At 61.2% G+C, this 19,698-nt stretch carries 17 protein-coding genes and 2 tRNA genes; 7 read left to right on the top strand and 12 right to left on the bottom strand.

Translation table 11 applies throughout. The features are described from left to right. Nucleotides 1–23: 23 nt before the first annotated feature. Complete coding sequence (gene pknB / locus KRX51_RS00285; protein ID WP_218360981.1) at nucleotides 24–2,045, top strand: Stk1 family PASTA domain-containing Ser/Thr kinase; 2,022 nt, start codon at nucleotides 24–26, stop codon at nucleotides 2,043–2,045. On the opposite strand, the gene KRX51_RS00280 is transcribed toward pknB, so the two are convergent. Next, the gene (locus KRX51_RS00280; RefSeq protein WP_218360980.1) at nucleotides 2,027–2,695 is read right to left on the bottom strand and encodes an aminodeoxychorismate/anthranilate synthase component II; all 669 of its coding nucleotides are present in this window, start codon (nucleotides 2,693–2,695) and stop codon (nucleotides 2,027–2,029) included. The two genes, pknB and KRX51_RS00280, sit on opposite strands and share 19 nt — an antisense overlap. A gap of 147 nt (nucleotides 2,696–2,842) precedes the next feature. Here KRX51_RS00280 and crgA point away from each other — a divergent pair, with 147 nt between their 5' ends. Further along, nucleotides 2,843–3,112 carry a cell division protein CrgA gene (gene crgA / locus KRX51_RS00275; RefSeq protein ID WP_218360979.1) on the top strand — a complete coding sequence of 90 codons (270 nt, stop codon included), beginning with the start codon at nucleotides 2,843–2,845 and terminating at the stop codon, nucleotides 3,110–3,112. Between the two features lie 687 nt (nucleotides 3,113–3,799). Here the strand turns inward: crgA and KRX51_RS00270 are convergent. Together KRX51_RS00270 and KRX51_RS00265 are read right to left on the bottom strand one after the other, a co-directional pair. Continuing rightward, nucleotides 3,800–4,537: a rhomboid family intramembrane serine protease gene (locus tag KRX51_RS00270; protein ID WP_218360978.1), complete on the bottom strand. Its 738-nt coding sequence runs from the start codon at nucleotides 4,535–4,537 to the stop codon at nucleotides 3,800–3,802. Between the two features lie 46 nt (nucleotides 4,538–4,583). After that, complete coding sequence (locus KRX51_RS00265) at nucleotides 4,584–5,123, bottom strand: peptidylprolyl isomerase (RefSeq protein WP_218360977.1); 540 nt, start codon at nucleotides 5,121–5,123, stop codon at nucleotides 4,584–4,586. A 108-nt stretch (nucleotides 5,124–5,231) separates the two neighbouring features. Between KRX51_RS00265 and KRX51_RS00260 the strand changes: the two genes are divergently transcribed. Beyond that, nucleotides 5,232–6,263 (top strand): hypothetical protein, encoded by a 1,032-nt coding sequence (locus KRX51_RS00260; protein WP_218360976.1) that lies wholly within the window; start codon nucleotides 5,232–5,234, stop codon nucleotides 6,261–6,263. A gap of 512 nt (nucleotides 6,264–6,775) precedes the next feature. Here the strand turns inward: KRX51_RS00260 and KRX51_RS00255 are convergent. From KRX51_RS00255 to gyrA, 4 genes are all read right to left on the bottom strand, one after another. Continuing rightward, nucleotides 6,776–6,848, bottom strand: a tRNA-Ala gene (locus KRX51_RS00255). A gap of 91 nt (nucleotides 6,849–6,939) precedes the next feature. After that, nucleotides 6,940–7,016: transfer RNA gene (locus KRX51_RS00250), tRNA-Ile, on the bottom strand. Between the two features lie 96 nt (nucleotides 7,017–7,112). Beyond that, nucleotides 7,113–7,439, bottom strand: a complete 327-nt coding sequence (locus KRX51_RS00245) for a DUF3566 domain-containing protein (RefSeq protein ID WP_218360975.1) — start codon at nucleotides 7,437–7,439, stop codon at nucleotides 7,113–7,115. A gap of 2 nt (nucleotides 7,440–7,441) precedes the next feature. Beyond that, the gene (gene gyrA / locus KRX51_RS00240) at nucleotides 7,442–9,952 is read right to left on the bottom strand and encodes a DNA gyrase subunit A (RefSeq protein WP_370625039.1); all 2,511 of its coding nucleotides are present in this window, start codon (nucleotides 9,950–9,952) and stop codon (nucleotides 7,442–7,444) included. Nucleotides 9,953–10,153: 201 nt separating this feature from the next. Here gyrA and KRX51_RS00235 point away from each other — a divergent pair, with 201 nt between their 5' ends. From KRX51_RS00235 to KRX51_RS00225, 3 genes are all read left to right on the top strand, one after another. Continuing rightward, nucleotides 10,154–10,372 (top strand): CopG family transcriptional regulator, encoded by a 219-nt coding sequence (locus KRX51_RS00235; protein WP_218360973.1) that lies wholly within the window; start codon nucleotides 10,154–10,156, stop codon nucleotides 10,370–10,372. Next, nucleotides 10,369–10,632, top strand: a complete 264-nt coding sequence (locus tag KRX51_RS00230; RefSeq protein WP_218360972.1) for a TetR family transcriptional regulator — start codon at nucleotides 10,369–10,371, stop codon at nucleotides 10,630–10,632. Before KRX51_RS00235 ends, KRX51_RS00230 begins: the two co-directional genes overlap by 4 nt. Before the next feature lie 77 nt (nucleotides 10,633–10,709). Further along, nucleotides 10,710–11,513, top strand: a complete 804-nt coding sequence (locus tag KRX51_RS00225) for an Abi family protein (protein WP_218360971.1) — start codon at nucleotides 10,710–10,712, stop codon at nucleotides 11,511–11,513. Here the strand turns inward: KRX51_RS00225 and KRX51_RS00220 are convergent. Beyond that, nucleotides 11,510–12,430, bottom strand: coding sequence for an alpha/beta fold hydrolase (locus KRX51_RS00220; RefSeq protein ID WP_370624942.1), 921 nt, complete (start codon nucleotides 12,428–12,430; stop codon nucleotides 11,510–11,512). The two genes, KRX51_RS00225 and KRX51_RS00220, sit on opposite strands and share 4 nt — an antisense overlap. A 122-nt stretch (nucleotides 12,431–12,552) precedes the next feature. Here KRX51_RS00220 and KRX51_RS00215 point away from each other — a divergent pair, with 122 nt between their 5' ends. Next, the gene (locus KRX51_RS00215; RefSeq protein ID WP_218360969.1) at nucleotides 12,553–14,046 is read left to right on the top strand and encodes a lipase family protein; all 1,494 of its coding nucleotides are present in this window, start codon (nucleotides 12,553–12,555) and stop codon (nucleotides 14,044–14,046) included. A gap of 71 nt (nucleotides 14,047–14,117) precedes the next feature. On the opposite strand, the gene gyrB is transcribed toward KRX51_RS00215, so the two are convergent. From gyrB to dnaN, 4 genes are all read right to left on the bottom strand, one after another. Then, the gene (gene gyrB, locus KRX51_RS00210) at nucleotides 14,118–16,154 is read right to left on the bottom strand and encodes a DNA topoisomerase (ATP-hydrolyzing) subunit B (protein ID WP_218360968.1); all 2,037 of its coding nucleotides are present in this window, start codon (nucleotides 16,152–16,154) and stop codon (nucleotides 14,118–14,120) included. A gap of 125 nt (nucleotides 16,155–16,279) precedes the next feature. Beyond that, nucleotides 16,280–16,924, bottom strand: coding sequence for a DUF721 domain-containing protein (locus tag KRX51_RS00205; protein WP_218360967.1), 645 nt, complete (start codon nucleotides 16,922–16,924; stop codon nucleotides 16,280–16,282). Between the two features lie 9 nt (nucleotides 16,925–16,933). Beyond that, entirely contained in the window at nucleotides 16,934–18,148 is a 1,215-nt protein-coding gene (gene recF / locus KRX51_RS00200; protein ID WP_218360966.1) for a DNA replication/repair protein RecF, read from the bottom strand. An 18-nt stretch (nucleotides 18,149–18,166) separates the two neighbouring features. Then, complete coding sequence (dnaN, locus tag KRX51_RS00195) at nucleotides 18,167–19,357, bottom strand: DNA polymerase III subunit beta (protein WP_218360965.1); 1,191 nt, start codon at nucleotides 19,355–19,357, stop codon at nucleotides 18,167–18,169. Between the last annotated feature and the right edge of the window lie 341 nt (nucleotides 19,358–19,698).

Genomic DNA, 19,698 nt, shown 5'->3' with positions numbered 1-19,698 from the left:
GTAATGAACCAGGAGATCCCGGCATGACCACCCCAGATGAACTTATCGGTGGCCGGTACCGGCTCGGGTCCGTGATCGGTTTCGGCGGCATGGCTGATGTCTACTCCGCCAACGACACCCTGCTCGGCCGCGACGTGGCCGTGAAAATGATGCGTGCCGACATGGCCCGCGACCACAATTTCGTGGAACGGTTCCGTCGCGAAGCCCAGAACGCAGCCCAGCTCAACCACCCCTGCATCGTGTCCGTCTTCGACACCGGGGAAACCAAGCGGGAATTCGGGGACGTGCCCTATATCGTCATGGAACTCGTCCGTGGCGAAACGCTGCGCGATATCGTGCGCAATAATGAGCGGATCAGTGTCGACAAAGCCGCCGGAATCCTCGCCGACGTGTGCGACGCCCTAGCGTTCTCCCACGAAGCTGGCATCATTCACCGCGATATCAAGCCCGCCAACATCATGATCACCAGCACGGGCACAGTGAAGGTGATGGACTTCGGTATCGCCCGCGCCCTGGGTGAAGCCACCTCCATGACGCAGACCGCCGCAGTCATCGGCACCGCCCAGTACCTCTCCCCAGAGCAGGCCCGGGGCCGCTCCGCCGACGGCCGGTCTGACCTCTACGCCGTCGGCTGCGTGCTCTACGAGGCCGTCACCGGGCAGCCGCCATTCTCCGGGGAAACCTCCCTGTCGGTGGCATACCAACACGTCCAGGATGAGCCGGAAGAACCCTCGCGTCTCATCCCGGATCTCACCAACTCCGAGGCCACCGCCATCGACGCGGTTGTGCTCACTGCCCTGGCCAAAGACCCAGCCGACCGGTATGACAACGCCGCCGATATGGCCAAAGACCTCCGCCGGTTGGCAAGTGGTCAGGTGCCGCTGGCCGCTCGTGCGCACGCCCCCCAGCCCCAGCCGGCTAATGACCCCCAGACCGCGGAATTCATGCCGCAGGCCGCAGCAGGGGCAGGTGCCGCCGGTGTTGCCGGTGGTGTCGGCGCAGCTGGTGTTGCTGATGCTCAGCGTGGCGCCAGGCGCACACCCGCACCGCGCCGAGGCGCCACCAAGACCTCCGGTGCGCGACGCAGCCCGCGCCGCCCCAAGGACTACCCCAGCCGACCCCGGCTATGGCCAGTTGTGGCGATCCTTGCCGTGCTGGGCCTCGCCGGTGGTGCACTGGCGCTGAACGTCTTCGGTGGCGATATCACCTCGCCAAGCAACGCCAACCGCGGCACCGTCACCGTGCCTGATGTGGCCGGCAAACCCACCGCTGAGGCCGAGCGGATACTCAATGCCGCCAACCTCAAAGTCTCCCGCCGCCAAGTGCCGCATCCCGACGTGCCCAAAGGCACCGCAATCGGCACCGACCCCGAACCCAGCACAGTTGTCGACGCAGATTCGACGGTCATTCTGAAGATCTCCAATGGCCCGAAGTACTTCAAGATGCCGAAAGTCATCGGGCTCAACGCCGATGAGGCCCGCAAGCGTCTTGAACGCGCAGGCCTTGAGGTGGATTCCCGGATGAAGGAGGAACCCTCCGACACCATCGCCGAAGGCGATATCTCCGGCCAGGACCCCGAGCCGGGCAAACGAGTCTCCGAAGGCTCGACAGTGCGCCTGGTGGTCTCCTCCGGTAGGGAAATCTCCACAGTCCCCGATGTCAGCGGCCGCGACGTCGCCGACGCCCGCCAAACCCTGGAAAACGCTGGCTATAGGGTCAGTGTGACCGAAGTCGATTCCACCGAAGAAGCCGGGCGGGTCATCTCCACCACCCAGGCCGGCGCCCAACTCGAACACGGCGAAACCGTGGAGATTCGGGTCTCCCGGGGCAACCAGATGCGGATGCCCTACCTGATGGGTAAGACCATGCAGCAGGCCGAATCAGAGTTGCGGGCAGCAGGCTTTACCGGCCCGATTAACCAAACCACCCGCCCGTCACCGGACCCGCGCCAGATCAATATCGTGGCCTCGCAAACCCCGGCACCGGACCAGATCATCAATAAAGACGAGCCCGTGGACCTGGAGGTTTACGTCCTGGGATTGTGAGCAGCAAAAGCAGCATGGTAGCCCTCCTGCTGCTTCTCAAGGTCGGCCAGCATCTGTTCCGGATGCTGGCCGCCTGCATGTACTAACCAATTCGCCAGCAACCGGTGGCCGAACTGAGTCAGCACCGACTCAGGGTGAAACTGCACCCCATGCAGCGGCTTCGACTCATGCCGCACCGCCATCAACATGCCCGAATCAGTATGGGCGGTGGCGATCAGTTCGTCGGGAAGCGTGGATTCATCCACGGTCAACGAGTGATACCGGGTGGCCGTAAACGGCGACGGCATACCAGCCAAAACACCGGTGCCGTCATGGCGGACCAAGCTCGTTTTGCCGTGGAGCAGCTCGTCGGCACGCACCACCGTCGCCCCAAAAACCTCACACAGCGCCTGGTGGCCGAGACACACGCCCAGCAGTGGGGTGTTGGTCTCAGCGACGGCGGCAATAATCGCGCGAGTCTGGCCGGCACTGGACGGGTTGCCCGGGCCAGGAGAGACCAGCACCGCATCGAAATCGGCGATGGCCTGCCGCGGGTCAAACAAGCGCGGGTCGTCGTTACGCCACACAGTGGTGTCCTCACCTAACTGGCCCAAGTACTGCACCAGGTTGAACACAAAGCTGTCATAGTTATCAACGACGAGAATCCGCATACCGCGGAAGTCTACTGATAGATTGTTCATGCAATTGGCGGGGTAGCCGCCGACACGCCCGCTGCGCGTAAGGTGTACGACGTATTGGGCATCAGAAACAGTGCCCACGTGCCCATCACGAGCGCAACGAAAAACGGAGGCGGCGTCATGCCCAAGGCAAAGGTCGACTACAACGCTGATAACGCGCCCGGTGGCGGCGGAATTAGCCGCACCCCGGTCAAGATCAACACCACATCCACGCCCCTGTGGTACAAGATTGTGATGTTCGGCCTGATGGCCATCGGCATGTTGTGGCTGGTCGTCAACTACATCGCTGGCCCGCACATCCCGTTCATGGTGGAGCTGGGCGCCTGGAATTTCTTGATTGGCTTCGGCCTGTTCATCATTGGTCTGCTGATGACCATGGGTTGGCGTTAGCAGCCCGCCCGCACCGCTTTTAGCCGCTCGGAGAGTTTATCTTCGGGCGGTTTTTTGCTGCCTCATGCCGCTGTGGATAGTTGGCGCAGTCCTCTCACCTGCTAAGTCGAACACGGTTTAGCTACGGGTGGAACATCGCGCGGCATTGGGGGTGGCTTTCCGACGCTACCCTCCCCCCGTTTCCCATACTCAACCAACCGGTGTTGGGGATTGCCCTTGGTCATAAAGTGAACAACACTGCCCACACCGCTGGGGATAACCGGTGGATAACTTTTCCCCATCGGCGGCCTGAGGGGCCAGAGAGTTATCCACAGTCGGTGGATGAAGGTGGTGGATGATGCCGGAAATAGACTTTCAACCTTGTCCACATGCTGTTGATAACCCTGTGCACAAGTTACATAGATGTGTGTCAGACGCAGCCCGAGGCCGTATCCGGCATGTTTTCCCGCTGTTCGTACATAGTTCCGGAAATTACAACAATGGGATTATCCACAGCTGTGCACAACTATGTGGATAGTGAATAACTGAGCGGCGGTGTTCATAACCCGGTGGATAAAGTGTGGACGGCTTGTGCACAACTACTGGGACTTTTTCCACATGACGGGGAATCCAGCGGCCCCCAATTATCAACCATGTGGAAAGCCACTACCCCCACTTATCCCCTCAAGTGAACATTGAAGGTCTTAGCTAGTACGTGCCACAGATCGGCCCCACCAACCACCACGCCACAGCCGCTATCGCCACCGCACCAGCCACCACGGCAAGGACCGCATAAAGCCGAAAACGTCGGCCAGCAGCCCCAGAACCACCAGCGCCGAACCGCCCCGTCAACACCGCAGCCCAACCAGCACCAACCGCAGACCCGGCCAACAAACCCCCAAGATGGCCCGACCACGACACATTCGGCACTACCACCGGCATCAAAAGGGTGACCACCACCAACACAGCAATCGGGCGCAATAATTGCCGATCCACCAACGCGAACTGCGCACCCAGCACCATCCACATACCCAACACCGCCCCGGACAGCCCCACCGTCGGACTCAGCGGAGTCCACCACAACACCGCCACCGACGACGCCGCCGCGCACACCACCAACATCAGCGAATACCGCAGCGACCCCCAAAACCGCTCCACCTGTGGTGCAGCCAAACCCAACAGCATGATGTTGGACAACAAATGACCCGGCCCAATATGCAAAAGCGGACCCGTAAACAGTCGCAATGGGGCAAACCACCCGGCACACATACCGGGGCCATAGATCGAAAAACCGGCTACCTCCGCTGAAGACAGATTCTCAGCGAAGGAGCCGGATAATGCCGCCGTGATGAAGTACACCACGACGGCGAGGGCAATCAGCGCCACCGTTATCGGGGCGCGGTCAAAATGGGCGCGCAGTCCACTGCGCTGCTGGGGTCCTGCCATGGACCCCAACGCTACCGGGCCAACCGGTACGCCCTGTGGAGGAAAACTAGTTCTTCTCGATATCGATACCGGTGATCACAACCGGCTCGACGGGACGATCCCAACGGTCGGTGCTGACCTTCTCAATCTTGTTGACGACCTCGCGGGAGGACTCGTCGGCAACCTCACCGAAAATGGTGTGATTACCGTTGAGATGCGGGGTAGCAACAGTGGTGATGAAGAACTGGGAACCATTGGTGCCACGGCCACCACGCTTGCCGGCATTAGCCATAGCCAGCAGGTAGGGGCGGTCGAACTGCAGCTCGGGGTGAATCTCATCGTCGAACATGTAGCCCGGGCCACCGGTGCCGGTGCCGTCGGGGTCGCCACCCTGAATCATGAACCCAGCGATGATGCGGTGGAAGATCGCGTTGTCGTAGAACGGACCTTCCTGAGTTCCGGAAGCATTCGCCGAGGAGTAATCCTTGGTGCCCTCCGCCAGGCCGATGAAGTTATCGACAGTGTTGGGAGCGTGGTTGCCGAACAGATCGATGACAATGTCACCCTGGTTCGTGTGCACGGTCGCGGTCGCGGTCTTGATAGTCACGCCGTCGACGATACCGGATGATTCTCGCTTGGGAACAACGCGGCGGGGTGAAAAGCCCTAACCTAGATAGAGAAGGCACGCGCACACATAAACGAGGAGACCGCGTACATGATCCCTAATACTTTCTCCCTGGCCCTTAAGGGCGCCCGTGGCGCCTACAAGACCTACGGAGATTACAAAAACAAAAAAGCCGCCGAGCTGTACGACACCATGCAGCACGCCAAGAAGGTGGCCGAGAAAAAGCAGGCCGAAGCTAAAGCAAACGCCGACGACGTGCGCGTGCGCGCCAAGGACGGTGCCCGCGAGCTCGCAGCCCAGCACAAGGGCGGCCGCGAAGAACTGGCCAAGGGCCTGGCTAACGCCCGCGACGAATTCGACGAACAGCGCGCCGAGCTGACCAAAAAGGCCGCGAAGAAGCGCAAGTCCTTCGAGAAGAAGGGCAAGAAGAAGTCCAAGCAGGCCAAGAAGGACCTGAAGGCCGCCCGTAAGGACGCGGCTAAGGAACTCGACGCAGCCCGCGTGCAGGCCCGCGCCCGCGCCGAAGAACTGCGTGACCGTGCCGAGCAGCTGGCCGGCAAGCGTGAGCAGGAAAAGAAGACCGGTGGTTTCGCCACCAGCACCCTGATCTTCGCCGCCGTCGCAGCCATCGTCGCTTTCGCAGTATGGAAGCTGCGCAAGAAGGACATGCCGGTGCAAACCGGTCCCGCCAAGGTCCGCAATGGCAACGGTGACGACCAGCTCAGCCTGAAGCGCGTTGTCAATGACCCCGCCGGTACCGTCGAGGCCGCCCGCGATAAGGCCGCCGAGGTCGCCGACGACGTTCGCGACAAGGCCGCCGAGCTCTCCCAGGAAGCCCAGGCTGAGGCCTCCGAGGTGAAGGCCAAGGCAGAGACCAAGGCCAAGGAAGTCAAGGCTGAGGCTGAGGCCAAGGCCGATGACTCCAGCGCTGCGGAAGAGTCCGCCGAGTCCGTGGCCGAGATGGCAGCCCGCGCCAAGGCTGCTGCCGAAGCCACCGCCGCCGCTTCCCGCGAGGAAGCCGAAGCCAAGGTCGACGCCCGCGCCGACCAGGCCGAGGCACGCGCCGACCAGGTGCTGGCTCAGGACGAGTTCAGCGCTTCGGACGACTCCGACAAGAAGTAAGCAGTAGCGCTGCTACTGCGCCTGACAATCCCGGTTCTGGTTTGCGCCAGGGCCGGGATTGTTGCGTTTGGGGGCTGCGTGCGGGTTGGCACGCGGCCGGCGGGGCTGCGGGAGCTCGTGTTGCGGAGCTGGTGGGGCAGATCCGTACGAATTGTGCAGATCCGTGCGAAATTCCGTACGGGTTTGTGCAAAAGGTACGGATCTGCGCGCGGGGGCGGTGGCAGGGCCGGGACGAGGGGGTAGGCGCGGCGAACTGTGGGGAGGCCAGTGCGCGGGCGGGCAGTGGGGAGGCTGGGCGCGGTCGTGGCGCCGGGGGTGGGGTGAGTGCGGCGGCGTCGACGTCGGAAAGCTCAGGGGGAAGGCTTGTGGGCTAGATCCGTACGAATTGCGCAGATCCGTGCGAAATTCCGTACGGGTTTGCGCAAAAGGTACGGATCTGCGCGCCGGCGCGGGACCGGGGACAGCAAAAGCCCGGCCCCACACTAAGTGCGGAACCGGGCTTTGCGTTGCTGTGGAGCCTAGGGGAATCGAACCCCTGACCCCCACCTTGCAAAGGTGGTGCTCTACCAATTGAGCTAAGGCCCCAGGTGGCTCACCGAACAAGTTCGGGGAAACCGTCATACGGAAAACCCGCGCCCGGAAGAGTTTGCACTCACCTTGGCGCGGGCCCGCATGGTGGTGGGCCTAGGAGGACTTGAACCTCCGACCCCTTCGTTATCAGCGAAGTGCTCTAACCGCCTGAGCTATAGGCCCTGAACCGGGATATAACTTAACCCGCCACTGAGGGTTACGCCAAATCACCAGTTCACACCTATTTTTTAGGCCATGCAACTGCACCCGCCGGCGCAATTATTCAACTAACCCAAGCTTCGCGCCGCCCACAAGGCCAGCACAAGCGTTATAGATGAACGCGCCAAGAGTAAGCAGCGCGGTCGTCAGCACCGCCCACAACAGACCAAGCACAGCAGAGGCGATGAAGATGCGGGTGAGCCCGAACTCGTCGCTGCCGATGAGGTCATTGAGGCTGTCCCACACGCCCATGCTGCCTAGCACCATGTACATCACGGCGACAGTGATCATCCACACAAGGAAAGCGATGACGCTCACTGCGGCGCTGATCCGCAGCATTGACCACGGATCCAGGCGCCGGAGTTCGGTGTACCCGCTGTTAGCCATCGCTATTTCCCTTCATCGGTGGCCGAGCTGGCTTTACTCGAACCGTCGGTGCCACCGGGGCGGCCGCCGACGATATCGAGCGTGCCGGTCTCGCTGACCTGCGCGGCGGTTTCTTCGCCTTCGGCCTCAACATTGCGGTCAATGGCGAGCAGCTCCGTGCCTTCGGCAAGGTTGACCAGGCGCACGCCCTTGGTGGCGCGGGAGGTCGCGCGGATCTCGGAAACGTTGGTGCGGATGATATCGCCCGCCGAAGTCACGGCGAAGATTTCGTCGTCCTTATCGACCACCAACGCACCCATCAGCGGGCCGCGCTTGCGGTCGTACTTGAGGGTGAGCACACCCTGACCACCACGGCCCTGGGTGGTGTATTCGGACAGCGGAGTCTTCTTGCCGTAGCCGCCGGTGGTTGCCACCAGCAGGTTCTGGCCTTCTTCGACCACAACCATGGACAGCAGCGAATCATCGCCCTTGAAGCGCATACCCAGCACGCCGGCGGTAGCGCGGCCCATGGGGCGCAGCACTTCATCGTCGGCGGAGAACCGGATGGCCTGTCCGCGTTCGGAGACCAGCAGCAGGTCATCTTCGGCGCGGCAAAGCCGAGCACCGATGAGGCTGTCGCCTTCCTTGAGGTTGATGGCGATCAAACCCGAGGAGCGGGCTGAATCGTAGTCCTCCAGGCGGGACTTCTTGACCTTGCCGGAAGCAGTGGCCAGCACCAGGTAGGGGGCGTCGGTGAAGGAGGAAATCTGCAGCACTTCGGCGATTCGTTCGCCGGGCTGGAATTCCAGCAGGTTCGCGACGTGTTGGCCGCGGGCGGCGCGGGTAGCTTCGGGCAGTTCGTATGCCTTGAGGCGGTAGACCCGGCCGGTGTTAGTGAAGAACAGCATCCAGTCGTGCGTGGAGCACACGAAGAAGTGGCGGATGATGTCGTCTTGCTTCAGGTCGGCGCCGCGCACACCCTTTCCGCCGCGGCGTTGGGTCTTGTAGGAATCAACCTTGGTGCGCTTGGCGTAGCCGGTGGAACTGATGGTGACGACGACGTTTTCGCGGGCGATGAGGTCTTCTTCGGTGACATCGCCCACAGCACCGATGATTTCGGTGCGGCGGTCGTCGCCGTACTTGTCGACGATCTCTGCCAGCTCATCGCGGACAATGTCGCGCTGCCGCTGCGGGGAAGCCAAGATGTCCTTGTAGTCGGCGATCTTCTTCTCAAGTTCGGCGAGGTCGTCGACGATCTTCTGGCGCTCGAGGGCGGCCAGGCGGCGCAGCTGCATCGCGAGGATGGCGTCGGCCTGGTCAGTGTCAATATCGAGCAGTTCGATCAGGCCGGTGCGGGCATCATCGACCGTCGGGGAGCGACGGATCAAAGCGATGACCTCGTCGAGCATGTCGAGGGCCTTGACCAAACCGCGCAGGATGTGGGCGCGCTTTTCGGCCTCGTCGAGGCGGTACTGGGTGCGCCGCACAATGACCTCGATCTGGTGATCGACGTAGAGGCGAATCAGCTGGTCAAGGCGCAGGGTGCGCGGCACGCCATCGACGATGGAGAGCATATTGGCACCGAAGCTGGTTTGCAGCTGCGAGTGCTTGTACAAGTTGTTGAGCACCACGCGCGGCACCGCATCGCGCTTGAGCTTGACGACGATACGCATGCCCCATTTGAGGTCGGACTCATCATCGATAGACGAGATGCCGGCCAGGCGGCCATCGCGGACCTGTTCGGCAATGGAGGCGATAAGGCGGTCCGGGTTGACCTGGTAGGGCAGCTCGGTGATGACGATGGATTGGCGGTTGCCTTCCTCCTCAATGGAGGTCACGCCGCGCATGCGGATGGAGCCGCGGCCGGTGGTGTAGGCATCGCGGATACCTTGGTCGCCGACGATTTGGCCGGCAGTGGGGAAATCCGGGCCCTTGATGCGTTCCATGACCGCCTCGAGGGTGGTCTTCTCATCGGCCTCGTGGTTTTCCAGGCACCAGCTGATGGCGTCGCCGACCTCGCGGAGGTTGTGCGGCGGGATATTGGTCGCCATGCCGACGGCGATACCGCCGGAGCCGTTCATCAGCAGCTGCGGCACACGGGAGGGCAGCACGACCGGCTCGGTGGTGCGGCCGTCGTAGTTGGGCTGGAAGTCGACGGTGTTTTCGCGGATATCGCGGACCATTTCCATGGCCAGCGGGGTCAGCCGGGCCTCGGTATAACGCATGGCGGCGGCACCGTCGTCACCGCGGGAACCGAAGTTGCCCTGGCCGTCGACAAGCGGGTAGCGCATGGACCACGGCTGGGCCATGCGGACCATGGTGTCGTAGATCGCGGAGTCGCCGTGCGGGTGGTAGTTACCCATGGTGTCCGAGACCGGCTTGGAGGACTTCACGTAACCGCGGTCGGGGCGGTAGCCGTTGTCGTACATCGCGTAGAGGATGCGGCGGTGTACGGGCTTCAGGCCGTCGCGGACCTCCGGCAGGGCGCGACCGACGATAACGGACATGGCGTAGTCGATATAGCTCGACTGCATCTCGTTATTGATGTCGATGGGTCGGATTTCGTCTCCGACGCGGCCGCCAGCGCTATCGGGGCCGAAGAGAGTGTCGTCGCTCACGTAGTTGTCCTTTGCTGTGTGCGGGCAATGCCTTCCATGGTACGTCCTGTGGGCCATAAAGCGGTTATGCTTTCCGACGTTGATACCGTCGTGGTATCAGCATGAAGGAGAACCGCGATGGCAATGACCCTGCGACTAAGCCCCGAACAAGACGCAGCCTTAAGTCTGCTCGCCCAGGCACACGGCACCTCCAAACAAGAAGCCGCCACCCGGGCCATTGTGGAAACCGCAGCCCGCACAGTGCGCTCAGCAGAGATCCGGGATCTCGCCCGACGTGAGGTCAGTGAATACCGCGCCTTAGATTCCCGTGTCCGCCGCGCCCGGGGAACACGATGATTGCCCCACTGACCAGCGAGGACATGCTGATCATCGCAGAAGAAGTATGCGAGGAATACGGCACCTCAATCCGCTCCGCGGCCGCCCTATGCGCAGTCGCCGCAGTCGCCCGTGGACAAATCGGCGGCATCCCGGTGCACCGCGATGCCCATGAATGCACTGAGGCCATCACCGACGCCATCACACGGCTAGCGCCGCTGCGTGAACATAACGACGTGCTCGCTGCGGTGACTATCGCGGCTGTGCATAAGCGGGGATAAAACAAACCTCCCCGCGGCGAATCCTGGTGTGCAGGTAGCCCAGTGCGGGGAGGAGTACGCAGATTATGATACCTACCATGGCAGATAAGTCAACCGTCCCTTCCGCGGTGTCCGATGCCCTGATCAACCACCTATCGCCGCAAAGATTGGCACCTTATCTCTACGAGTGTCACAACGACATCAACCGGGCTGTCAGCTTGTACCTACTCGACCGAGAAGTCGCCGTTGCCCTATTCCGTGATATCTCAGTCATCGAAGTTGCTTTACGAAATGCATTGGATCGAGCACTGGTTAACAAATACGGCGAATACTGGCATCGCCAGGCTGCAACGATTTTCGACCGACGTACCTTTGACCAGATTGCGGAAGCGTGGGACAGCTTGCCGAAACAGCGACGCAGCCATGACCCCGACAACCACAAAATTCGGGGGCGTTTAATCGCTGCTTGCACTTTCGGGACCTGGGTTGCCATGTTAGATAACGGTGGAAGCACAGCATGTAAGGCGCCGTCCAATAAAGCATCTCATGACGATGTGTGGGATCTCCAGACCCTGCTCACTGCTTTTAAAGGCGGACAGCTCATTTCCAAGTCAGAAGACAAAGCTCAATTCACGCGAGACTGGGTTTATCAACAGATCCGGCCGATACATCTCACGCGTAACCGAATCGCTCACCACGAATCGTTGATAAAGGGGATACCGATACCGGGTACCGGCAACTCAGACCGCGAAGTTAAGCGTATTCAGCTGAATGAAGCGCACCAGAAGTGCATGCGAGTAGCTGCAATGATCGACCAAGACCTACACACGTTTCTAGAGGGCACCAGCACAGCGAAACAAGCTATCGACCGAGTTGAGGCTCTACGGCAATCGGTCTGCTAGTCCGCTGGGGCGTCGAGTTCCCCAACGAATTGCTCGAAACGATCCGCGATGACCTTCGGCTCCCGGGCCCACCGGTTATGGCCGAGCCGCTCGTCGATGAATTCGAACCTGGCGGCCTGAGGCATCCACGAGGTCAGCGCCTTCGCTGAATCAGAGTTGCAGTCATCATCACCGGCGCAGGTCGTCAACAACACCGGGGTCGTGATGGTGCCGGCGGCGGTGTAGTAATCGATATCCGCATTGCGCACCCGCAGCCGGTTGAACATAGCCATGCCCGACCACTGCCACAGGTGTCGACGAGACTGGCGACCATAACCAGCCAGATCCAGTGGTCCCGAGGGCCAGAAACCAAGCACCGCAGAAACAACACGCATCACGGGCGCGCCAATACGCAACCGACGGCGGTCTGCACCGGTGAAATGCCCAACATAGGGAGTACCGGAGCCGATGTACATTGCCCCGTCGATATCGGCCTCATCCCTGCCGAGATAACAAGTCGCAATCTGGCCGCCCATGGAGTGGCACATGAAAAACACCGGCACCTCCTCCCCCACCACGCGACGGGCTTCGGCCACTGTCATGGGCATGTCCTGGGAGGCGATCTCGTGGTAGCCCCAGACTGAAAAATGTGAGGCCACTGCGCTCTGGTCGCCCTGGCCACGCAGTTCCGAAATCACCGCGACATAACCGCGTTCAGCCAGTTCGCGGGCCATTGGCCAGTAATAATGCCCGCCCATACCGAAACCAGGCCAGATGATGACAATGCCGCGTGGAGCATCAATAGCCGCGTCGGCGTCACCGTCGGCACGCTTTTCGAAGCCTTGAGGGAAGTACAACCGCAGCGGTGTTGTGGAGCCGTCCGGCATGGTGATCGGCACGATACGGTCAGGGGTTTTGGCGTGCGGTTGGGTGCTCACGGTGCTGACGTTAAAGGGTCGACGGCAATAGCGATAGTTGTTTTGGCGAATGCACAACACTATTTTCCGACCCCGGGCGCGTTTTCCCCTAAAACATCTCATGGTTTGGTATCTAAATGTTTATGACCAAGACCACAGTAACGGCACGTCGCGCCGCAGCGATCGCATTCTCCACGCTCCTCCTAGCCACCACCCCAGCCCACGCCGCACCATCATTCGGCTCCAGCTCGGGCACCAATGACGTCGTCAACGACAACAACGACCCCTTCTACGACACCAGTGCAGTAACCGCCGGCGCCCCCGGCGATATCCTGCGCACCCAACAAGCCCCCACCGGCCCCATGCCAGCCGGACTGGACTACCCGCTGCCATCCTCGGTGACAAAAATCCTCTACTCCACCACCGATATGTACGGCCAGGCCACACCAGTCAGTGGCTACGTCATCGAACCCTCGCAACCCTGGGTGGGCCCCGGTAACCGCCCGACGGTGGTAATCGGCCGCGGCACCGTCGGCCAAGGCGACCAATGCGCACCCTCGCGCAACTGGCCACTGGATAACCAGCCCGACCCAATCAGCTCCAAACGCGCCGTCGCCTTCGAAGGGCTCTACGACTGGATCTTCGCCGGCTCCGGGGTGCGCGTGGTCGTCACCGACTACATCGGCATGGGCACTAGCGGCATACACACCTACATGAACCGCGATGACCAAGCACACGCCATGATCGATGCCGCCCGCGCCGCCCGGAACCTCGTCGGCAACGACAACTTCGGACAAGTCGCCTTCTACGGCCACTCCCAAGGTGGCGGGGCCTCCGCCGCAGCCGTCGAAGCAGCCCCCTCCTACGGCCCAGACCTCGACGTCGCGGCTGCCTACGCTTCGGCACCACCGGCCGACCTTTCCTCCGTGCAGCGCCGTATCGACGGTTCCGACCTGATGGGTGCCATTGGCTTCACCATCAACGGCATGCTGCGCCGCTACCCCGAACTGGATACGGTGCTGCAGGACTACATCTCCGATAAAGGCCGCGCCGCCCTGGACGATATCTCCACCATGTGCACCAACGACGTAGTGCGCGAATACGGGTTCACCAGCACCTCCGACTGGACCCAAGACGGCCGCACGCTCGACGAGATCCTCACCGAACTGCCAGAAGCCCAACAGGCCATGGACGACCAGCTCATCGGCCTGGACACCCCCACCGCCCCGGTCATGATCGTCTCCGGTAAACACGACACCAACGTCGAATACCAGCAGGCCAAAGACCTGGCCAACCACTGGTGTGAGGCCGGTGCCAATATCGTCTACCGCGATGACTTCATGCCCCCGGTCAACACCAAGGACGTGAAGAATCACTTCATCCAGGCCATCACCGGCGCGCCCTTTGGTGTGTCCTTCATCCTGAGCCAGTTCGAAGGCGGCCCCGTCGTCGGTGGCTGCAATGGTGGCCTGCCGGACTTCGGTAGTTCCGAGATCGCCGGCGGCATCGCCGATCTTCCCGGCATCGACGAAGACCCCACAGTCGACCCCGACGCTGAAGGCGAGGACGACGCTGCGGGCTCGGATTCCATCTTCCGCGCCGACGCCATGTTCGACCCCTGGTCTGAACTGGGCTAAGCACTAATCACCACAGCCCCGGATGCGCTTGGCACATCCGGGGCTGTTGTGGGTATCAGTTACGCAGTTCGCTACACGTCAAGGAAACGAACATCCTTGGCGTTGCGGGTAATGAAGGAACGACGCGAGGAGACATCATCACCCATGAGGATGGTGAATAGCTCATCGGCCTTCTGGGCATCGTCGAGCGCAACCTGACGCAGCACGCGGTGCGTCGGGTCCATGGTGGTCTCCCACAGCTCGGAGGCGTCCATCTCACCGAGACCCTTATAGCGCTGGATGGAGTCATCCTTATTGATCTTGCGACCAGCAGCCAGGCCCTCCTGAAGCAGTAGGTCACGCTCGGCATCGGAGTAGGCGTAGCCGGGCTGCCCCTTATTCCACTTCAGCTTGTACAGCGGCGGCTGCGCCATGTACACGTGGCCCTCTTCGACCAGCGGGCGCATCAGGCGGAACAGCAAGGTCAGCAGCAGCGTCGCAATATGCTGGCCGTCAACATCAGCGTCGGCCATGAGGATGATCTTGTGGTAGCGCAGCTTCGAGATATCGAACTCGTCATGAATACCGGTACCCAGGGCGGTAATAATCGCCTGGACCTCGGCATTTTTCAGGGTCTTATCGAGGCGCGCCTTTTCGACATTCAAAATCTTGCCGCGCAACGGCAGGATGGCCTGGAATAGCGAGTTACGACCAGCCTTAGCCGAACCACCAGCGGAGTCGCCCTCCACCACGAACAGTTCGGACTTGATCGGGTCCTTCGAGCGGCAATCAGCAAGCTTGCCGGGCAGGCCGCCGATATCAGTGGCGGACTTACGACGCACCAGGTCACGGGCGTTGCGGGCAGCCTGGCGAGCATGTGCCGACGAGATCGCCTTATTGATGATGATCTTCGCCTCAGCAGGGTTGGCCTCCAACCAGTGGCCCACCTGCTCATTAGTCATCTTCTGCACATAGGAACGAACCTCGGTATTACCCAGCTTCGTCTTGGTCTGGCCCTCGAACTGGGGGTCGGGCACACGCACCGAAATCACTGCGGCCAGGCCCTCACGGCAGTCATCGCCGGTGAGGTTATTTTCCTTTTCCTTCAGCAGCTTGTGCTCACGCGCATACCGGTTCATCAAGGAGGTCAGCGCAGAACGGAAACCTTCCTCATGGGTGCCGCCCTCAATGGTGTTAATGGTGTTGGCGAAGGTGTGCACCGACTCCGAGAAGCCGTTATTCCACTGCATCGCGACTTCGAGCTCATTGCCATCAGCGGCAGCGGCATCGAAATGCAAGATGGTGGGGTGCAGCGCGGTCTTGGACTTATTCAGCGAATCGACATAGTCGCGCAACCCATTCGGGTAATGGTACACACGCTGCTTGACCTTCGGTTTCTTCGAAACCTCGTCGGCCTTTTCCTCATCGGCATCCTTGGCAAGGGCCGCGGATTCATGCTCGGCTTCGGCGGCGCGCTGCTCGGCTTCGAGCTCCTCTTCGCTGACGCGCTTATCGGTCAGCGTGATGGTCATGCCCTTATTCAGGAAGGCCATCTGGCGCAGCCGGCGCGAAATCGTCTCAAAGTCGAAGGTGGTGGTCTCAAAAATCTCGTCGCTAGGCCAGAACCGCACGGTGGTGCCGGTGCCGCGGGACTTCTTGCCCTGCTCGAGTTCTTCGGGGATAGCGTCGACGAAATTCTGCTTCCACAGGTAGCCGTCGCGCTTAATCTCGGCCTCAACACGATCCGATAGGGCGTTGACCACGGAAATACCGACACCGTGCAGACCACCGGAGATGGCGTAGGAATCGGAGTCGAATTTGCCGCCGGCGTGCAGCTGGGTCATGACGACCTGCACCGTCGGCATGCCTGAGGGGTGCATTTCGACGGGGATACCGCGCCCGTCGTCAACAACCTCAACACCGCCGTCTTCAAGCAGAGTGACATCGACCCGGGTGGCGTAGCCAGCCATGACCTCGTCTACGGAGTTATCGACAACCTCCCAGACGAGGTGGTGCAGGCCGCGTTCACCGGTGGAACCGATGTACATGCCCGGGCGTTTCCGGACGGCCTCGAGACCCTCGAGGATGGTGATGGACGAAGCGTCATAATGATTATCGGTCGTAGCCACGATAGGGCCAGTCTCCTTCTGCGCAATTGTGATACCTGGCCATTCTACCCGTAGTCCCCTACATGGGAACCATTCCCGCGCCGTTAGAGCGGCACTGGGGGCGTGTTTTCGACAACACCGGCGGATCAGCCGTAGGTATCGCGTGGCCCCCGGCCTTTGACGTAGTACTTGCCCTTACGCCAATTCGGCTGCGGCGGGCCCACAATTTTCAATTGCGTGACGACGCCGTCGCCGACGCTGTGCGCAATCTTGGCGATAATCGCCTCCTGCATCAGCCGCAGCTGAGTCGCCCACGCAGTCGACGAGGCGCGCAGCCGCAATGTGCCTTCGTCGAAAGAATCAATGGTGACCTGGGCGGCAAGCTCAGGGCCGACGATGCTCTCCCACTGGGTCAACACCACCCCACGGGCTAATTGCGGATTCCAGCCACGGTCAATAATCTGCTTGGCCAGCACCGACCCCAGTGGCTGCGGCCGACGTCGGCCATGTGTGCCGTACCGGATTCCTGGGGTATTGCGCAGTCGATCCGGGATCCGAGTGCCGGCCGCATCGCGCGGTACGGAATCAAATTCCGACGTGCGCTGGAAATCAGCGACACGACCCATGCCCGGAACCACCACATCGGCCAGCTCCGCCGGGCCGCGGCCACTCAACATATCCGTGGTGTGCTTCCGGGGTGGGGCCATGAGATTGGGCAGCGGCCCATTCTTTTTCGCCACTTCACGGAGCCGAGTAAAAACCTCAGTCACCAGGTCATCAGATTCAGCCATGGGCACTCACTACTGCGCGTCCAACACTGAGATGCGGCCATTATCGCCATCGCGCATATCGACATGGTGCGAGGTGAAACCAGCGTCGGCAAGCCCGTCGGGAAGCTCCTCCCCCACCGCGGAGGTGATGAGCACCTGCTCAGCCTGGCACGCAATCTCCACCAGCGCTTCCCGACGGCGACGGTCAAGCTCGGCGAAAACATCATCAAGGATGAGGATCGGGTCCGGGCCGTCCTCACGGAGCAGCAGGTAGGACGCCAAACGCAGCGCCAAGGCCATCGACCAGGTCTCACCGTGGGAGGCGAAGCCCTTAGCCGGCTGGTCGCCAAGCAGCACATCAATATCGTCACGGTGCGGGCCGACGAGGGAAATCCCCCGGTCAATTTCCTTGGTGCGCTGCTGCGCCAGACCGGTGAGCAACATCGCCTCAAGCACATCCGGCTCAGCCGGCACATCCTCTACCGAATCCCTCGCGCTACCAGCAGGAATATCCGCGACGAGGTCGGCGACTTTCGGGCGGTACCGAATCTTCGCCGCCCGCGACGTCGGAGCCAACGTCATATAGGCCTGCTCAATGAGGGGGCCCAAATCCCGCACTAATGCCAACCGCTCGGCAGTCACAATCGCCCCGACCCGGGCCAACTGGGCATCCCAGGTATCCAAAGTGGCCAAGGCGGCCTCACCGTCGGCAGCCGAATAACCCCGGCGCAACGCAGAACCCGCCGATTTTAGGAGAGCATTGCGCTGGCGGATGATGCGTTCATACTCGATGCGTGCCGACGCTAACCGCGGCCGACGCAAACCAATAAGGTCATCGAGATAGCGGCGTCGCTGGGCTGGCTCACCAGTAACTAACTGCAGATCCTCAGGGGCGAATAACACCGCCCGGACAGTGCCTAAAACCTCGCGCGGACTGCGCAAACGAGTACGGTTGAGCTGCGCCAGATTGGTTTTATGCGGGTTAATCAGCAGATGGGCGGTCAGCTCACGGCCATCATTGACAGCCGTGGCGGAAATCCGCGCAGTCTCAGCGCCAGCCCGCACCAATGGCGCATCAGCACTGACCCGATGTGAGGATAACGTCGCTAAGTAGCCGACGGCTTCGACGATATTGGTTTTGCCGAAGCCATTGCGGCCGGTGAAAACAGTGATCCCCGGCTCCAGGGTCAGTTCCACCTCTGGCCAGGAGCGGAAATCACGCAACGATAGCGAACGCAGGTGCATTAGCGTGCGTAGTGCGGCTTAACCCGGCAGACGCACGGGCATCAGCAGGTAGGTGTACTCCGTGTCCGGGGTAGGGAACATGCCCTCATCATTAGCTTCGGGCAGCTCATCAGGCTCGGGCACCAAAATCGCCGGGCGTGACGGCTGGGTAAAGCCCATCACCACACGCGGGGTGTGAATCTGGCTGAGCCCATCAGTGAGATACCCCGAGTTGAAGGCAATGAGCAGCGGCTCACCGACAAAAGCACAATCGATGATCTCCTCGGCGCTGCCGGTTTCCTCAGCCTGGGCGGACAGGCGCAGCTGGCCGTCGGAGAAGTCCATGCGCACCTGGGAGCTACGGTCAGCAACAGTCGACACACGCCGGATAGCTTCCCGCAACGGCTCGATCTCCACCGAGGCCACAGCCGAGTGCTCCTTCGGCAACAGCGGGCGGAACTTCGGGAAGTCCGCTTCCAGCAGGCGGGTGGTGGTGGTGCGCTTATCGCGCAGCACACCAAGCAGGCCGTCACCGCCGACGGGGCTGCCATCAGAACCATCACCAACAGCGATATTCACCGGGCCCGAGGTGTGCAGGTCAATGCTGCGGGCAGTATCGGCCAACGTCTTAGCCGGGATCAACAGCTCAGTGCGCTCGGAGGTCGTGGCCTCCCATTCAAAAGTGCGCACAGCCAGACGGAAACGGTCCGTGGCGGCGAGGGTGACTTTATTGTCCTCGGCCTCCATGCGGATACCGGTCAGCATCGGCAGGGTGTCATCCTTACCGGCGGCCACAGAAACCTGGCCGATGGCCTCGGTAAACACATGCGGGTCGATGGTGGCGGTATTTGCCGGCGGGGTTGGCATCTCGGGGTAATCCTCGAGCGTCATCGTCGGCAAGCGGAATTTCGACGAACCCGACGAAATATGGACCTTGCCGTCCTCGCACCGGATATCAATCGGCTGGTCAGCCATCTTCGAGATGATCTCGGACATGACCTTGCCGTTGACCACAAATTTACCGGTCTCAACGACCTCGGCAGGGATGCTGACCTGGGTAGATACCTCATAGTCATAGCCGGCGATATCTAGGCCATCATCAGTGGCTTCAAAAACCATGCCCCGAAGGATGGGCTGGGTCGGTCGGGTCGGCAAACTACGCGCCACCCAAGCCACAGCGTCGGCAAGCTGATCCTTGGCCGCGCGGACCTGCACGATGTCGTCAGTCATTATCCCTCCACTGTGCGCACGTCTGCGCACTACGTCTCAATATCCACCCAGCTTAGCCCAGACTGCGTAAACCGACAGGGCCAGGTGCGGTCCGAGACAGGCAATGCGGGAAGCGTTCTCGCGCTCCATCCACACACCCTTTTGTTCTTTGGAGTGATGAGTAGATCTAGTGGGAAGTAGTAATAGGGGGTGTGCACACTGTGGAGATCTCACACAAGCCCAGGTCGCACAGCGTGGCGATGTGTTCACACCGCGGTGCACAGGCTGTGCATAAATAGCGCTGGATGTGTATAACTTCTCGCCGGCGCGGAAACTAACAACAGTTCAACAGTTATTCACAG

Source organism: Corynebacterium sp. TAE3-ERU12 (assembly GCF_019209905.1).
Classification (GTDB): Bacteria; Actinomycetota; Actinomycetes; order Mycobacteriales; family Mycobacteriaceae; genus Corynebacterium.
Note: the sequence above shows the minus strand (reverse complement) of the source record. Positions and strands in the feature narration are given on the sequence as shown.

Excerpts from the sequence above, each read along its gene's own strand:
- pknB (WP_218360981.1), top strand. The coding sequence starts at position 24 with ATGACCACCCCAGATGAACTTATCGGTGGCCGGTACCGGCTCGGGTCC.
- KRX51_RS00280 (WP_218360980.1), bottom strand. The coding sequence starts at position 2,695 with ATGCGGATTCTCGTCGTTGATAACTATGACAGCTTTGTGTTCAACCTG.
- crgA (WP_218360979.1), top strand. The coding sequence starts at position 2,843 with ATGCCCAAGGCAAAGGTCGACTACAACGCTGATAACGCGCCCGGTGGC.
- KRX51_RS00270 (WP_218360978.1), bottom strand. The coding sequence starts at position 4,537 with ATGGCAGGACCCCAGCAGCGCAGTGGACTGCGCGCCCATTTTGACCGC.
- KRX51_RS00260 (WP_218360976.1), top strand. The coding sequence starts at position 5,232 with ATGATCCCTAATACTTTCTCCCTGGCCCTTAAGGGCGCCCGTGGCGCC.
- KRX51_RS00245 (WP_218360975.1), bottom strand. The coding sequence starts at position 7,439 with ATGGCTAACAGCGGGTACACCGAACTCCGGCGCCTGGATCCGTGGTCA.
- gyrA (WP_370625039.1), bottom strand. The coding sequence starts at position 9,952 with ATGCAGTCGAGCTATATCGACTACGCCATGTCCGTTATCGTCGGTCGC.
- KRX51_RS00235 (WP_218360973.1), top strand. The coding sequence starts at position 10,154 with ATGGCAATGACCCTGCGACTAAGCCCCGAACAAGACGCAGCCTTAAGT.
- KRX51_RS00230 (WP_218360972.1), top strand. The coding sequence starts at position 10,369 with ATGATTGCCCCACTGACCAGCGAGGACATGCTGATCATCGCAGAAGAA.
- KRX51_RS00225 (WP_218360971.1), top strand. The coding sequence starts at position 10,710 with ATGGCAGATAAGTCAACCGTCCCTTCCGCGGTGTCCGATGCCCTGATC.
- KRX51_RS00215 (WP_218360969.1), top strand. The coding sequence starts at position 12,553 with ATGACCAAGACCACAGTAACGGCACGTCGCGCCGCAGCGATCGCATTC.
- KRX51_RS00205 (WP_218360967.1), bottom strand. The coding sequence starts at position 16,924 with ATGGCTGAATCTGATGACCTGGTGACTGAGGTTTTTACTCGGCTCCGT.
- recF (WP_218360966.1), bottom strand. The coding sequence starts at position 18,148 with ATGCACCTGCGTTCGCTATCGTTGCGTGATTTCCGCTCCTGGCCAGAG.
- dnaN (WP_218360965.1), bottom strand. The coding sequence starts at position 19,357 with ATGACTGACGACATCGTGCAGGTCCGCGCGGCCAAGGATCAGCTTGCC.